This is a genomic window from Mesorhizobium captivum (assembly GCF_033977165.1).
Classification (GTDB): Bacteria; Pseudomonadota; Alphaproteobacteria; order Rhizobiales; family Rhizobiaceae; genus Mesorhizobium; species Mesorhizobium captivum.
The window spans coordinates 1-15,094 of sequence record NZ_JAVIJB010000061.1; the positions used below are offsets into that span (position 1 = coordinate 1).

Annotated in this window: 13 protein-coding genes; 10 read left to right on the plus strand and 3 right to left on the minus strand. The window is 62.1% G+C overall.

Going from position 1 to position 15,094, the window contains the following annotated elements; genetic code table 11:
• Window positions 1-288: 288 nt before the first annotated feature.
• Genes RFM40_RS31030 through RFM40_RS31040 form a run of 3 tightly spaced genes read right to left on the minus strand, consistent with a single transcriptional unit; the run spans window position 289 to window position 3,174 of the window.
• Window positions 289-1,227, minus strand: a complete 939-nt coding sequence (locus tag RFM40_RS31030) for a dihydrodipicolinate synthase family protein (protein WP_320226987.1) — start codon at window positions 1,225-1,227, stop codon at window positions 289-291.
• Complete coding sequence (locus RFM40_RS31035; RefSeq protein ID WP_320226988.1) at window positions 1,220-2,206, minus strand: Gfo/Idh/MocA family protein; 987 nt, start codon at window positions 2,204-2,206, stop codon at window positions 1,220-1,222. Before RFM40_RS31035 ends, RFM40_RS31030 begins: the two co-directional genes overlap by 8 nt.
• Window positions 2,203-3,174, minus strand: a complete 972-nt coding sequence (locus tag RFM40_RS31040) for a Gfo/Idh/MocA family protein (RefSeq protein WP_320226989.1) — start codon at window positions 3,172-3,174, stop codon at window positions 2,203-2,205. The genes RFM40_RS31035 and RFM40_RS31040 overlap by 4 nt, the downstream gene beginning before the upstream one ends.
• A gap of 92 nt (window positions 3,175-3,266) precedes the next feature.
• On the opposite strand from RFM40_RS31040, the gene RFM40_RS31045 reads away from it, so the two are divergent.
• From RFM40_RS31045 to RFM40_RS31090, 10 genes are all read left to right on the plus strand, one after another.
• Window positions 3,267-4,004, plus strand: coding sequence for a FadR/GntR family transcriptional regulator (locus RFM40_RS31045; RefSeq protein ID WP_320226990.1), 738 nt, complete (start codon window positions 3,267-3,269; stop codon window positions 4,002-4,004).
• Between the two features lie 20 nt (window positions 4,005-4,024).
• Window positions 4,025-5,611 carry an ABC transporter substrate-binding protein gene (locus tag RFM40_RS31050; protein WP_320226991.1) on the plus strand — a complete coding sequence of 529 codons (1,587 nt, stop codon included), beginning with the start codon at window positions 4,025-4,027 and terminating at the stop codon, window positions 5,609-5,611.
• A 76-nt stretch (window positions 5,612-5,687) separates the two neighbouring features.
• A complete protein-coding gene (locus RFM40_RS31055) occupies window positions 5,688-6,647 on the plus strand; it encodes an ABC transporter permease (protein ID WP_320226992.1) in 960 nt (319 codons plus the stop codon).
• Window positions 6,647-7,537: an ABC transporter permease gene (locus RFM40_RS31060; protein ID WP_320226993.1), complete on the plus strand. Its 891-nt coding sequence runs from the start codon at window positions 6,647-6,649 to the stop codon at window positions 7,535-7,537. Before RFM40_RS31055 ends, RFM40_RS31060 begins: the two co-directional genes overlap by 1 nt.
• 14 nt (window positions 7,538-7,551) lie before the next feature.
• On the plus strand, window positions 7,552-8,469 hold the full coding sequence (locus tag RFM40_RS31065; RefSeq protein ID WP_320226994.1) for a dihydrodipicolinate synthase family protein: 918 nt from the start codon (window positions 7,552-7,554) through the stop codon (window positions 8,467-8,469).
• Between the two features lie 4 nt (window positions 8,470-8,473).
• Window positions 8,474-9,481 carry an ABC transporter ATP-binding protein gene (locus tag RFM40_RS31070; RefSeq protein WP_320226995.1) on the plus strand — a complete coding sequence of 336 codons (1,008 nt, stop codon included), beginning with the start codon at window positions 8,474-8,476 and terminating at the stop codon, window positions 9,479-9,481.
• A gap of 2 nt (window positions 9,482-9,483) precedes the next feature.
• Window positions 9,484-10,449: an ABC transporter ATP-binding protein gene (locus RFM40_RS31075; protein WP_320226996.1), complete on the plus strand. Its 966-nt coding sequence runs from the start codon at window positions 9,484-9,486 to the stop codon at window positions 10,447-10,449.
• Window positions 10,450-11,006: 557 nt separating this feature from the next.
• Window positions 11,007-12,083 carry a helix-turn-helix transcriptional regulator gene (locus RFM40_RS31080; protein ID WP_320226997.1) on the plus strand — a complete coding sequence of 359 codons (1,077 nt, stop codon included), beginning with the start codon at window positions 11,007-11,009 and terminating at the stop codon, window positions 12,081-12,083.
• A gap of 356 nt (window positions 12,084-12,439) precedes the next feature.
• Window positions 12,440-13,513, plus strand: a complete 1,074-nt coding sequence (locus RFM40_RS31085) for an OmpA family protein (protein ID WP_320226998.1) — start codon at window positions 12,440-12,442, stop codon at window positions 13,511-13,513.
• 950 nt (window positions 13,514-14,463) lie between these two features.
• The gene (locus RFM40_RS31090) at window positions 14,464-15,066 is read left to right on the plus strand and encodes a hypothetical protein (protein WP_320278861.1); all 603 of its coding nucleotides are present in this window, start codon (window positions 14,464-14,466) and stop codon (window positions 15,064-15,066) included.
• The last annotated feature ends 28 nt before the right edge of the window (window positions 15,067-15,094 follow it).

The following is a 15,094-nucleotide window of genomic DNA, read 5'->3' on the forward strand; positions in this document are numbered from 1 at the left end:
AGCGCGACGTCCGGCTCGTGATCTCTACCTCACCGCACGGGCCCATCCCGCGCAGCGGGTTCGTTCTTCGGCCCCATATACGCCATTTGGTCGAACCTCGGCGTGGGTGAAGGAGTTCGGCACTTCATCAGGACAAGCGATACCGGCTTCCGAAAGCCTTCAAGCAAGGCAGATACTGGGGGATGTAAGCTTCTTAAGGCGCCAAGACAAAGATAGCCGCAGACGTGGGGCACGTCGCGGGAGCCAAGGCGTCTCGATTCGGTGCATTATCGCGACGGAGGCAGCCCTCTACCACCACTCCGGCAATCTCGTACGAACCGCCTTCGCCAACGGCACGATCTCCGCATCGGGGACGCAAGAGTATGGCCACAAAAGCCGTGGGCCGATGTTGCCCCAGCCGCCGGCCGCAGCCATTGCCTTGTCCAAGGCGGCGTCGCTGACCTGATAGCGCGCGCGGAAGGGCAATACGTGATCGGCCAAGAATGCCTGTATGCGTGCTTGCATCTCGACAGCATCCGATGCGCCGCTCAATATCTGCTGCCACCACGACAATGCGCCTTTTGGACTGAGACAGGCGACATTGGAATAGCTGCCGTGGGCGCCTCGAGCGTAACCTGTCGCCAGTGTGTGTCCCGGCACGAATATCGAGAACCCCGGCAGCAGCCTTCGCATCTCATCGAACCAGTTCTCGTCGCCGCCCGGCAGTTTGGCGCCGACGAGTGTCGTCACGTCATCACGAAGGCGCGCGATCGTGTCCAGTGCCAGCCGTCGTTTCGCATGTGGCGGGTTGTAAAGGACAAGGGGGAGGCTTGGCGCCGTTTCGGCGAGACCCTTCGCGAAGCGCGAAATCTCGTCGTCGCTCGGCGGCCACCAGTCGGGCAGGGTGAACTGGACGGCGGAAGGTGACAGCTCCACAACGCGCCGCAGACGCTCGCGTGCTACGCGCGCGTTCGACTGGCTAATGCCTATCTGGAAAGGGACACCGGCGCGACCTGCCTCCTCTGCGACCAACGCACTCAGCCGGTCGAACTCGTCCTCGGTCTGACAATGGAACTCGCATGCCGTGCCATTCGAATAGATGCCGTCGACGCCGGAGGCGCACAGGCTGGCAACGGTTTCGCGCGTCGCGCTCCAGTCGATCTCGCCGTCATTGCCGATGGCAAGCAGGGCGGCGCCCCAGATGCCCCGTGGCGCGTTGGCGGGCAGGGCGGCAAGATGGTCAGGCAAGTTCTTCCTCCCTGCGGCTTTCGTTCGACCTGTATGCTGCCTCGATGATGGCGATGATCCTGCGGCCATAGTCGCCGGTCACGGTGACCGGCGCATCGTTCAGGATTGCGTCGCGCATATGCGCCCATTCGCGTATGACGGCGTTGTGCATCCAGTTTGGCTCGAATGAATCCGGCAGGTCGGTCAATCGGGTGCCACGACCGAGCGAGGTGCCCCGGTCCATGTCGATCCTCAGCGTTCCGTGCTCACAGACTAGATCCATTGCGAAGCTGACGGCGCCGTCGCGATAGCCGACACTCTGGACCTGGCCGATGCCGCCGCCTGCGAAGCGGAGGCTGAGCATCGAAGCATCGTCCGCCTCCTGGTCATGGAATTTGACGCCGAGCATGGCGCCGACTGAGACGACATCGTCGTCCATGAGCCAGACCAGCCGGTCGAGCGCGTGAATGCCCGCCGTCATGAGCATGCCGCCGCCGGTTCCATAGCTGAGATGCCAATCCTGCCGGTTCTGCTCCATCCACAACTTGATCATCCAGCTCGAAGCGATCAGCGGGCGGCCGAGCGAGCCCTCGGCGAGCGCCTCCTTTGCCGTCATGCAAGGGCGTGAGAAGTGCATCAGATGCCCGACCATCAGCTTCACGCCATTCGCCGCGGCAGCCGCATTGATCGCGTCGCAGGCAGCGGCGGTCGGAGCCATCGGCTTCTCCAGCAGAATGTGCTTTCCGGCCTGCGCCGCGCCGATCGCCATCTCCGTGTGCAGATGGTGGGGCGTGGTGATGACAACGGCATCGACGTCCTTGTCTTCGATGAGGGCGCGCCAGTCCCTATAGCCGCGGCCGCCATGCTCGGCGGTGAAGGCGCCAAGTGCGGACTCGTCGTTGCGGCATGCCGCGACAAGGCGCACGCCATCGATCTTCTCGATCGCACGCGCGTGTGCGGCGCCGAAATGCCCGGCGCCGATAATCCCAATACCAATCATTCTCTTGCCTTCCGGTAAGCGGTATCGATCAGCGACATTGCCGCGACGTAGTCACTGAGAGAGATGGTCGCCGGCTCGTTTCGCGCCAGCCGATCGAAGGTGTCGCGCATGCAGAGGCGGTAGCGCGTCGCCGTCGGTTCAGGCGTGAGTTCTGTGCCTGCCCCATCATCAAGCGTTGCTGAGATCGCCTTGTCGCCGTGATCGATCAAAGTCGCGTTGGCGCTGACGATTCGCCATTCGAAATCACCGCCGGGGCGCATGGATGCAAAGGTATAGCCCGCCTCGACGGTGAATATCGCACCGGCCTCGTCCTCGAGCACCAGCAGTGCATGGTCTTCGACAGGCGAGTTGTGGATGCGGTTACCGATGTATGAGGTCCTCAGCCTGAGGGTGCCGGCAGCGAGGTCGAGCGCGGCGTCGATGCCATGGATACCCAGATTGCGCAGCGCGCCGCCGCCTCCGATTCCGGGGTCGACCATCCAGGGGACGCCATCCTCGGCATATCGTTCAGGCGGGCCGTTGACGATCCTGAAGTGGCCATACGCGATGGCACCGGCCCGCCCTTGCCGCTGCAGCTTCCGGAACGCAATGACCGCTGGCCCGAAGCGGTTGGGGAAGGGCACGCTCACGAAGGCATTTCGTTGCCGGGTCAGTTCGAGAAGTTCCGACAAGATTTCGGTGCTGCTTGCCGCAGGCTTCTCAAGGATCAGCGGAATGCCTGCTTCAATGATCCGGCGTGCCCGCCCCGGCACGCTGCGAGGATGTCCCATCAGAAGAATGACGCCGGCTCCGGCAGCGAGCACATCGTCGAAGCGATCGATCGAGCGCAGCGAATTTGACCGCGCAAACATCTTGGCGTGTTGCTGATCCTCGTCCCAAACGCCGATGATTTCGCCGCCGGCGGCGCGGGCAGCGTCTAGGTGCATTCCTGCGTGCCAGTGGCTCGAACCGGCAAGAATGATCTTCATGTGCAGGCACTTTTCCTTATCACTTGCAGGATATCCTACAAGTCGTTATCAGTACAAGTCGACGACGTTTCGTTTCGTGGAAACATGCGGAAATGGCCAAGGAGGGAGGAGCAAACGTGCAGGCGATGAAGTCGCTCGAGCCGCTTAACCGTCCGCCCTTGCTGCATGTCACGGTGCAGGAGAGCCTCAGGAACTACATCGAGGCGAACAGGCTCAAGGCCGGGGACGCGCTGCCGCCGGAAACATTCCTCGCCCAGCAGCTCGGTGTCGGACGCAACTCCGTTCGTGAGGCCATCAAGGCGCTGGAGTCGATCGGCATCTTGGAGACGCGCCGGGGCATCGGCGTCTTCGTCAAGGAATTCTCTTTCAAGCCGCTGCTCGACAATCTCGCTTACGGCTTGCAGGACTCGCTGCGCGACGTCGAGGAGCTCCGCGAAATTCGCCGCGTGCTGGAGACAGGCCTCATCGGCAAGACGATCGAGATGATTAGTGCCGAGGACATCGAGGCGCTGCGCGGTTTGACCGAGGAAATGCGCCGGCGCGCCGAGCGCCATGAGAGCTTCGCAGCCGAGGACCAGCAGTTCCACCAGTTGCTGTTCCGTTGCCAGAACAACCACATGCTGAGCGCGCTGATCGACATCTTCTGGATCGCGTTCAACAAGGCGTCGAACTTCGCGAACCTGGACAATCCGACGCCGCTCTCTACCTGGCGGGACCATCACGAGATCGTCGAGGCCGTGGCAGCCAAGAATGTCGAGCGCGCGCGCCAGCGCCTCGACGATCACTATCGGGGAATCCAGCAAGTCATCGCCAAAAACCGAAACACGTGAAAACGCCAAGGGAGGAAACCATGGGCATAAGTAGCATTGCGCGTCATCTGGCCCTTGCCGGCCTGCTGATCGCCGGCACCGCTTTCGCCACAGTCGCGGAGGCACAGTCTGGCAAGACCATCACCGGCGGCTTCGATGTCGGCCCGGGCGGCCTGCCCAAGAACTTCAACCCGCTCGTGTCGACCGCCGGCTTTACCTGGCTCAGCACCTATTTCGAGCCGCTGGTCATCTGGAACGCCGAGCTGACCGAGCTGAAAGGCAGCCTTGCCAAGGACTGGAAGGTCAGCGACGACCAGCTGACCTACACATTCAATCTGGCCAAGGAGACCTGGCACGACGGCAAGCCCTTCACCTCCAAGGACGTGAAGTTCACGTTCGATCTTGCGAGAAACAAAGCGTCGGGCAGCCTGTTTGCTGCCCGGTTGGGCGACATCCAATCGGTGGAGACGCCGGACGATCGCACGGTGGTGATCAAACTGTCGAAGCCCAACGGCTCCTTTCTCGCCGTCATCACTCAGGTGCTGATCCTGCCCGAGCACGCACTCGCCGGCATCGCGCCCGATCAGCTGGCCAACAGCAAATGGTGGTCGACGACGCCGGTCGGAACCGGTCCATTCAAATTCAAGCAATACGTCACGGACCAGTATGTCGAGCTCTCCGCGGATGACGACTACCGCGGCGGCAAGCCCAAGGTCGACACGCTCATCAACCGCTATTTCGAGAACCCGGCGGCAGCCGTCGCCGCGCTTCGTGCCGGCGAAATCCAGTTCACCTATGTCGAGCCGGACGACGCCGCCACATTCAAGAACGACAGCAACTACACGCTGATCGAAGGTGGTTCCTACGTAGTCAACTACATCGGCCTCAACCAGAAGGTGGACCTTTTCAAGGACCTGAAGGTACGCCAGGCAATCCTGTATGCGATAGATCGCAATGCGATCGTCGAGAGCCTCTATGGCGGTGCCGCCAAAGTCGCGAACTGCGGCTACGTCACGCCGCATCTGGTGCCGGAAGGGCTAGAGCCCTACGCCTACGATCCGGAAAAGGCCAAGGCGTTGCTCGCCGAGGCCGGGTGGGGCAAGATCAACGGCGACAAGCCGATCACCTTGCTGACCTATTACGGCTCGCCGCAGGCAGCCAACGTCATGGCGGCCATTCAGTCGATGCTCGCCCAGGTCGGCGTCAACATCGTCCCGCGTGTCGTCGATACGCCCACCTATAACGGCATCGTCTACAAGCAAGGCACGCCGGACTGGAACGCGTTTCCGATGATCTATGCCGGCCTGCAGAATGGTCCGAACCCGGCGGGGCTCAATCCTGGCCTCAACAAGTCGCAGCTTCCCCCGGCGGGCTTCAACACCATGCGCATCGAGTTCGACGACCTGAGCGCAGCGTTTGATGCCGCACTTGGGCAGACCGATTCCGCCAAGGTCAACGCTTCCTGGCAGGACGTCTGCAAGGCGATGAACAAGGACCTGCCCTGGGCGACCTTGTGGGTAGCAAACCGCTACGGCGTCGCTTCCAAGAAATTGAAGGATTTCGTGTGGACGCCGGCTCCGGCGGGCGGCCCCTATGCGGCTCATCCCGAACTGTGGGACATCCAGTGAAATAGATAACTTCGCCATCCGGCCGAGGCCGGCATCACCGTGGTGCCGGCCTCGTCAGCCGCCAGACGTGAAAGCCATGCTGAGCTTCATCGCCCGCCGCAGCGCCGCAGGATTGTTGATGGTACTCGCATTGAGCGTCTTGATCTTCCTCCTGCTGCGGCTCGCGCCCGGCGATCCGATCGACGCCTACATCAATCCGTCGGTGCCACTGTCGCCACAAGATCTGGAGGCACTGCGGTTGCGCCTCGGCCTCGACCAGCCACTGCCGATCCAGTATCTCGGCTGGCTTCGCGCCGCCCTGTCGGGGGATTTCGGCTATTCGATCCAGCGGAGCGGCGTTGCCGTGCTTCCACTGGTGCTGGGACGCGTCGGCCCGACGGTGCTTCTCATGGGGACCGGCCTCGCCATAGCGATCGTCGTCGGAATTGCCTGCGGCATCGTCAGCGCTGTTCGACGCAACGCATGGCCCGACATTTCGCTTTCGGTGCTGTCGTTTGTCGGCATTTCCAGTCCGGCGTTCCTGACCGCATTGCTGGGTCTGTACTTCTTCTCGGTTCTGCTGCGCTGGGCTCCATCCGGCGGCATGCAGACGCCCGGGACGCCGTTCTCGGTGTTTGACGTGCTCACACATCTCATCCTTCCCGCCTGCCTGCTGTCAATCGGACATGCGGCCATGATCATGCGGTACATGCGTTCCTCGCTGCTCGAGGTTCTCGGTCAGGACTACGTGCGCACGGCGCGGGCCAAGGGCGTGCGCGAGTTCTGGGTAATCATGAAACATGCGACGCGCAACGCGCTGCTTCCCGTGATCACCTTGATCGGCTCGACCATCGGTATCGCGGTGGGCGGGGCGATCTTTCTCGAGAGCGTCTTCAACTGGCCGGGCATGGGGCTGTTGCTGGTGAACGCCGTCGGCACCCGCGACTATCCGGTCATAATGGGGGCGACCCTGGTGGTCGGCGCCTGCGTCATCCTCGTCAATCTTTTCACCGACATCGCCTACGCGTTTGTCGACCCGCGCGTTCGGGTGTCGTGATGGCCCTGACCACAAGCATAGGAGAGGGAGTGACACGGACGAAGGGTCCACTGCGTCGCGCCTTCGGCCGCTTCATCGAAAACCGCGCGGCACGCACCGGCCTCATCATCCTGATCCCGATCCTGCTTGCCGTCTCGACCTATCACCTGTGGTGGTCGATCGGGCCGAACGCAATCGATCTCAGGGCAATGAACAAGGGCCCGTCGGCGGCGCATTGGCTGGGCAGCGACGGCGTCGGCCGCGACGTCTTGGCGCGCGTCCTGCAGGGTGGCCGCATCTCCTTAATCGTTGCTGTGGGTTCGGTCGCAATCTCAACAGTTATCGGCTTTCTGGTCGGTGCGATCGCCAGTTTCGGCGGCCGGGCGGTCGACAGCACCGTCATGCGTCTCGTCGATCTCGTAATGACCTTGCCGCCGGTGATCTTTCTGCTTGTGCTCGCCTCGATCGCGGGAACTGGGATCATGCCGACCATCCTCGTCATCTCGCTGCTGTCCTGGCCGGTGCTCTCGCGCATGGTCCGCGCGCGCCTCATGGAGCTGCGCGAACGCGATTTCGTCGTCGCGGCGCGCGGGATGGGTGCACGGATGCCGCACCTCCTGTTGCGCCATGGCTTGCCGAACTCAATCGACATCCTGGTCGTGTACGCCACCTTGCAGATCGCCAATGCGATCCTGCTGGAGGCAGGCCTCTCCTTCCTTGGGCTCGGCATACCGCCGCCCGAGGCCAGCTGGGGCAACATGCTCAACCTCGCCCGCTCGACCATCGTGCTGGAGCAATATCCCTGGCAATGGATGTTTCCCGGCGCAGCTCTCGTGCTCACCGTTCTGGCCATCAACTTCATCGGTGACGGCCTGCGCGACGCCTTCGACCCCAGATCCGATCTCAACTGACCAAAAGGTTCCAAATGCCTCTCTTCACCGGCGTCGTGCCACCCGTCGTCACCCCGCTCAATCCCGATTTCAGCGTCGACGTCCCGTCCTTCACACGGGGCCTCGAAAATCTCCTGGATGGTGGCGTGCACGGCCTGTTCGTGCTCGGCTCGACCAGCGAGGTCGTGTTCCACGATGAAACCGCCCGCCGGGCGATCGTCGAGCATGCGGTCAAGGTCAACAACGGGCGGGTGCCTCTCTTCGTCGGCGCCATCGACCCGACAACCGACCGCGTCATCAAGCATTCCCTGATCGCCAAGGCGGCCGGTGCCGATGCCATCGTCGTCACCGCGCCCTTCTATACACGGACCAGCCAGCCCGAAATCATCGACCACTTCCGCTACATCAAGGATGCGGTCGATATCCCGATCATCGCCTACGACATTCCGGTCTGCGTCCACGTCAAGCTGGAGCGCAAGACGACCGTGACCATGGCCAGGGAAGGGATCGTGGCGGGACTGAAGGACTCCAGCGGCGATGACGGCAATCTCCGCTACGTGCTCCAAGATATGGCCGGCGACCGCAGCTTCTTCGGCATGACGGGGTCGGAGATCATGGTCGACACTGCGCTGTCGATGGGCGCCCATGGCGTCGTTCCGGGGCTCGCCAATGTCGACCCGCGTGGCTACGTCAAGCTCTGGAATCTCGTGCAGGCGGGCGACCACAAGGCTGCTCGGGCTGAACAAGAGCGCCTCTTGAAACTGTTCGAGATCGTGACGATCTCGCTTGGCCGCACGAGCGCCGGCTCGGCCGGCGTCGGCGCCTTCAAGTCGGCGATGCGCAGCCTGGGGATCATCGCCTCGCACACGATGGCGCGCCCGCAGCGGACGTTGAACGACGAGGAGGCGGCGAAGATCGACGCCATCCTGCGCGACGTCGGATTGCTTGGCTGAAGCCATGGGCGCGCCTACCCTCGCTGTCTCCGGTCTGCGCGCCGCCTTCCGCATCGCGGGACGCGAGATCGCCGCCGTTCAGGATATCGGCTTGACGATCGCGCCGGGAGAAACCGTCGCGCTCGTCGGTGAGTCAGGATCGGGCAAGTCGGTGACGAGCCTGTCCATCATGGGCCTGCTGCCGCGACGCGTCGGCAGAATCGTCGAGGGATCGATCAGGCTCAGGCGCAAGGACGGCACCGAAACTGAACTGACCACGCTCGATGCCGAAGGGTTGCGGCGCATCAGGGGAAACGACATCGGCATGGTGTTCCAGGAGCCGATGACCAGCCTCAACCCGGTCTTCACGGTCGGCGAGCAGATCGCGGAGCCGATCCGCATCCATCTTGGCAAATCGCGACGCGAGGCTGCGCTGGATGCCTCACGACTGCTGGTGCAGGTCGGCATCCACGATCCCGAACGGCGGGCGCTCCAATATCCGCACGAGTTGTCGGGTGGCATGCGCCAGCGAGTGACGATCGCCATGGCGCTTGCCTGCGACCCGACGCTGCTCATTGCCGACGAGCCGACGACGGCGCTCGACGTGACCATCCAGGCACAGATCCTGGAGCTTCTGGAAAAGCTGCAGGTCGAGCGCGGCATGAGCATTCTTTTCGTCACCCACAATCTCGGCGTCGTTGCCGAGATTGCCGACCGGGTCGCCGTCATGTATGCGGGACGCATCGTCGAATCCGGACCGGTGGCGGAGGTGTTTCCCCATCCGCGTCACCCCTATACGGTCGGCCTCATGCGCTCGGCACCGCGCCTCGGCGAGGCGACCGCGCTGAAGGCCGCCGGTACTCCACTGCCCACCATCGCCGGCAATGTTCCCTCGCTAGCCATGCTGCCCAAGGGCTGTGCCTTCGCGCCACGCTGCAGTATGGCGATCGATACCTGCCGGACTGCCGTGCCGCCGCTCCATCAAGTGTCGCCGAGCCAGGAGAGCCGGTGTCTCAGATGGGAAGAACTCTAGCGATGCCAGCCCCCTATCTCTCTGTCCGCAACCTGACCAAGCACTTCGCACCCCAAGCCTTTTCACGTGGTCCGGTGGTCAAGGCACTTCAGGATGTTTCTTTCCACATCGGACGTGGCGAAGTTGTCGGGCTCGTCGGCGAATCCGGCTCAGGAAAGACCACGATCGGACGCTCGGTGCTCCGGCTGATCGAGCCGACTTCAGGCGAGATCAGATTTGAGGGGATCGACATCACCAAGCTCGGCGCGACCGAGCTGCGCCGGCAGCGGCGCAAGATGCAGTACATCTTCCAGGACCCCTTCGCCAGCCTCTCGCCGCGCATGACGATCGGACAGATCCTGACCGAAGGGCTCGATATCCAGGGCATCGGCAGCAAAGCCGAGCGCCGCGCGCGAGCGAAGGAGGCTCTCGTCGCCGTGGAGCTGCCTGCAGATGCGTTCGACCGCTATGCGCACGAATTCTCGGGCGGTCAGCGGCAGCGCATCGGCATTGCGCGCGCTCTCACGCTGCAGCCGGAATTCATCGTCGCCGACGAGCCGGTATCCGCGCTCGACGTCTCGATCCAGGCGCAAGTCGTCAATCTCCTGCATGACCTCAAGCTTCGCCTTGGACTGACGATGCTGTTCATATCGCATGACCTCGCCGTCGTCGAATATATCTGCGACACGGTCGTGGTGCTCTATCTCGGGCGGATCATGGAAGTGGCCCCCGCGGCCGACCTTTATGCGAGACCGCGACACCCCTACACGCGAGCTCTGCTCTCTGCGGTCCCCTCGCTCGACCCCGCCGTCAAGCGGCAGCGACAAGTCCTCAAAGGCGACATACCAAGCCCGGCAAGTCCCCCGTCGGGCTGCGTTTTCCGGACGCGCTGTCCGTACGCCGTCGATGCCTGCGCCGCGGCGGTACCTGCCCTGATAGAGGTCGCTCCCCGGCACCGGAAAGCCTGCATCCGCGACGACATCGAGTGAAGCAAATAGTGAAGATGGCTGCTGCGCCCGCCCGCGCGGCGAAGATCCGGTGGTGATCGAGTATCTGAAGACGCCGCCGAGCCCGCGTGGCCTGATCTCGGCGTGGGCATCACGACGCGCGCGGGAGAAGTGGCCGCCTAACCCAGAGCTTGACCGAGCCGATCCGAGATGGGACGAGGACGAGCTGATCGATTTCATGACCTCACCCGACCCTCATCAGGGCACCAAGCCCTGTCGGCCATGTGTGTCGGTGCTATCGCTACCCGAGAATCCGATGCACGAGTTCATCAACGAAGACAGCGGGAAGTGTATTCCAGCAACGTCCGCGTAAGGGCCGTGTGCCAGCCTATGGGAGGGTTGAGTCGAAGGAGCGCTGCTGTCAATATGGCACCTCGATCGAGATCACCTGTTAGGTAAGCGCGCGGTCATCAACTGGCGCTTAATCTCGGGCCGTCTTCGCGGTGCATTAAATCTGCAGATCCTCCGAGGCTGAGGCTTCAACTTGGGCGGGATTTGCTAGCGTAACAACCTCAGCCGTCTGCCTGAAATTTCAGCCCATGATTCCCGAAATCGTCGATGCGCTTTATGAGGCCGCTTTCATCTCGGAGAAATGGCCTGCCGTTCTCGCCAGGATCACTCAGGCAGCTGCTTCGAAGGGTGGCGCACTCTTTGTGTTCGCGGATGGCATGCCAATTCGCGGAAAGGCCATTCCGCAATTGCAAGGCCTGATGGACGAGGTTCTTGCCGACGAAGTGCTACGGTTTTCCACTGCCGCCACACGCATGAGTACTGTTCGTCCGGCGAGCTTCGTCGATGTGGACAGCTTCATGACGGCAAAGGAGATAATTGATGATCCGGTGCGCATCCGGCTGCGCGCCCGCGGTCTGGGCGCGCATGCCTGCGCGGCCATCCCAATGCCGAGCGGGGAGATCGCCATGTTCGTCTTCCAGCGCGGCCTGGAAGATGGAGCCTACAGGCAAGAGCATTTCGCTCTCCTCGATCGCATGAGGCCCGACATGGCGCGCGCCAGTCTCGCGGCCGTGCGACTGGGGCTGGAGCGCGCACGTGGCACCGTCGAGGCTATGGCCATGATCGGGCTTCCTGCTGCGGTTCTCGCCGCGAATGGCCGCGTCAGATTGACCAATGCCCTGTTCGACCGCGAGAAGACGCTTTTCCTGCCGACAGCATTCGGCGGCATCGCCATCGCCAATCCCGAGTGCAATCGCCTGTTCCAGTTGGCCCTGCAGGCGGCGAGTGGCGAGTTGGCCCCGCGCTCCATACCTGTGCGCAACGCCTTGGCTCCCCCGGTCGTGCTACATGTCTTGCCCCTCAAACGGGACGCGCATGACCTCTTTGGCGGCGGCGACTTTCTCGTCGTCGCAACGGCGATCAGCGCAAGCGCGCTTGTACCCTCGCCGACCATATTGACCGGCCTGTTCGACCTGACATCTGCGGAAGTAAGGCTCGCGACCGCGCTGGCCAAGGGTTTGAGCCTGAAGGCGGCGGCGGCCGAAGCCAACCTGCAATTCTCGACAGTGCGCACCTATCTCAACCGCATCTTCCGCAAGACGGGAACGAACCAGCAAAGCCAGCTCGTCGCTCTGCTGAAGTCGGCGCATCCCTTCCGGCACTAGCGCATCGGACCGAAGAGCGCGCAGCGGTTCAGGCAAAGCGAAAACACACCGAGGGTTGGTTCGGCCAGGTCCCCGGTGCTGTGGGATTTTTACAAGAACGTCGCTCGCGCACTCCGCCTCATTTTAGCCTCATATGGTGATAGGCGGCCCGGGATTTTCACGGCACATTTTTTCTGCATCAGGATCGGATCGATGCTGTCCCGGCGGGCGACAGGCGGCACGCCCGCGGTTCATTCAGCAAGGGCAGTCGCAGAAGGGGGCATGGCGATGCTGGTGGTATTCCATCGCACCCAGTTCTCCGGGCTTGTCGGCGCTGCGGTTCCGCCTACGCCCTTTTGTGTCGGGGGTATGAGACGATGAAAATCTTCGCCAGCATGAAGGGGATCGGCGCCCTCGCGGTGGTGCTGATCGTTAGTGGATTGGGCACGACGGCGGCCGTACGGGCGGCGGACGTCGAAGGCAGTTCCGATCACTCGCTGGTCGGGCGCTACGCCGGCTCCGAGATTGTTGGCTACACGGTCACGGAATTCGACGAGGCTAACGTCGTCGAAGCTCCGTTCTCACCGACAAGCACCAATGGCGGCACCGGCTTCAAGACGTTGGAAGGCCGAGTCACGCTTGTCTACTACACGCTGCCGCAAGGCCGTTCGACGCTCGAGGTTCTCCGCAACTACGAGGAAGGCCTGAAGTCGAAGGGCTTCTCGACGGTCTTCACCTGCGCCACCAAGAACGGGTCCTGCTTCGAATCGGGTCAACCTGAGGGCGGATACCTTCTCGGCCAGGCCGTCGGCGATCCGCTCACCATTCCCAAGCTCGCGGACGACTACGTTCATAACTGGTTCCAGGAGGGCGGCCGCTACTTCCTTGCCAGGCTCGATCGCCCGGAGGGGGCGGTCTACGCAGCTCTCTATCTAGGCGAAAGCAGCAGCGGCAACGTCGCCGTCGTCAGGGTCGTCGAGACGAAGGCGATGGAGACCGGCAAGATCGATTTCCCAGATGCTTCCCAGATGCAGCAGACGCTGGCCGACGCCGGCAAGATTGCCCTCTACGGAATTCTCTTCGACCTCGACAAGGATGCTCTGAAGCCGGAGTCCAAGCCGACGCTCGACGAGATCGCCAAGCTGCTGACGTCGAAGCCCGACCTCAAGTTGAAGATCGTTGGCCATACCGACAACCAGGGTGGCGCGGATTACAATCTCGACCTGTCCCGCCGCCGCGCTGCCAGCGTCGTTGCGGCGCTCGTCTCCCAATATGGCATCGCCGCCGACCGGCTCACCGCAGACGGCGCCGGCATGACGCAGCCGGTCGCCTCCAACGACACCGAGGACGGGCGGGCGAAGAACCGGCGCGTCGAGCTTCAGGTGAACGATCAGAGCGACGCTTCAGGCGGCTCCGGCAGCAATCCCGCTGGGTCCGGCAACGCCGGTTAGAAATGAATGACGCCGTGCAGCTTCACCCCAAGGATTGTCAAGAGGAGGTAAAGATGAAAATTCCAGAATATCAGTGCCGACTCCCATCGCTTGTCGTTATGTTCGGTATCGCGACTTGCGCCACCGTAACCCTGTGTTATCGGCGGATGCGCAAGCATCTTGCAAGGGAGGGGTTTGTGTAAGTGGTATGGATGTTGGTGCCTATCACATCGTAAGTTTCGCCACAACGCCAGGCAGACATTTGCAAGAGCAAAGGTTGAGTGGTCGAACATGGATCTCAGCGTAAATCACGAAGGAATTCTATCATGCTACGCAAGTTAACGAAAACTCTCACTACAGTCTCGACTATTGCCGTTCTCATGGCTCCTCTGGTAGCGCCTAATACAGCCTACGCGAATAGCACAACCGTTCCGCGCAAATGCATAAATGGCGTTTGCGGATCGGTGAAATACTATGGCGGGAAGGTCCGTATCTCACTATCGAGCAAGCTCTCGAGGACCACCCATTTCAATTTCAAGACCAATCCCGGGGATCAGATTGAAGTTGGCAATGGCTATTCGTTCGACAGGGAGCCTGGAGACAGCGGCACATACAGTGCGCAGGCATGCGATCGCGGGGGCTTTGGAGCACGATCGACATGCACAAAATGGGCAACTTTTGACTGGAACAGCGGTCCACAGGAACAAGAAGAGGAGCAGTGATCGGCTTCTCGAAGCTCGAATCTGCCTTTGAAGGCGATGTCTGCCGTCTGCGGATTAAGCTACGGCGACCAAGGATCATCTAACTTGCACAGCATCCAGAAAGTCTCAATTTCAATACCGGCGCACATCAATAGAACTGAGTTGCGCCCATTTCTACAACGCTCAGTCTGACGGCTATCAGCGGCTTCGTGTCGTACTGACTGCAGCACCTATCATCTCCGCGATTTCGTTCGTGAACTGGGGCAGTGCATGATCGTGACGGGATACACCATCGGCCGATTGTTCGTGCCGCCGTTGGCAATGCTTGGCGTTCTCGTGCTGCCGGACGCGACCCTGGCCGCCGCCGTCAAGCTCACATGTGGGCGCGCCGACGTCATGAACCCGAACTGGGGTGTACCGATGACGTTTGCGTACGCAGGCGGCGACGCTGGCCCGGTAACGGTCACCGGACCTTTCGGCGACTTTTCGATCACTGTTAAGCGTTCGCCCATGACAATTCACGGTGAGGCACCCGGCGAGGCTCTGGACGGTGCCGCCGAGATTCGCGTCAAGCTGCCGCTTCTTACCGATCTGGAAGCGTGCATCGAGAAAACGCGCGATCCGGCATCAAAGCCGGATGACAAGGACGCCTTCCTCAACGCGCGCGATGCGTGCCTGCAGAAGCTCGCCCCGGCGCCAGAGGGCGTCGATGTCATCGCGGGACTGAGGATCGGACTCTTCGCCGACAAGGACGAGTCGAGCGGCGAGGATGCCTTTGTCGATTTCAGGCTCAAATACGATGCGGAAAGCCGGGCGCCGGATGGGGCGATGACCGTGGAGCCTCTTCCGGCTCAATGCGTGTTGGAAAAGTGATGCGATCTGGAGAATAAGCGCCGACCCA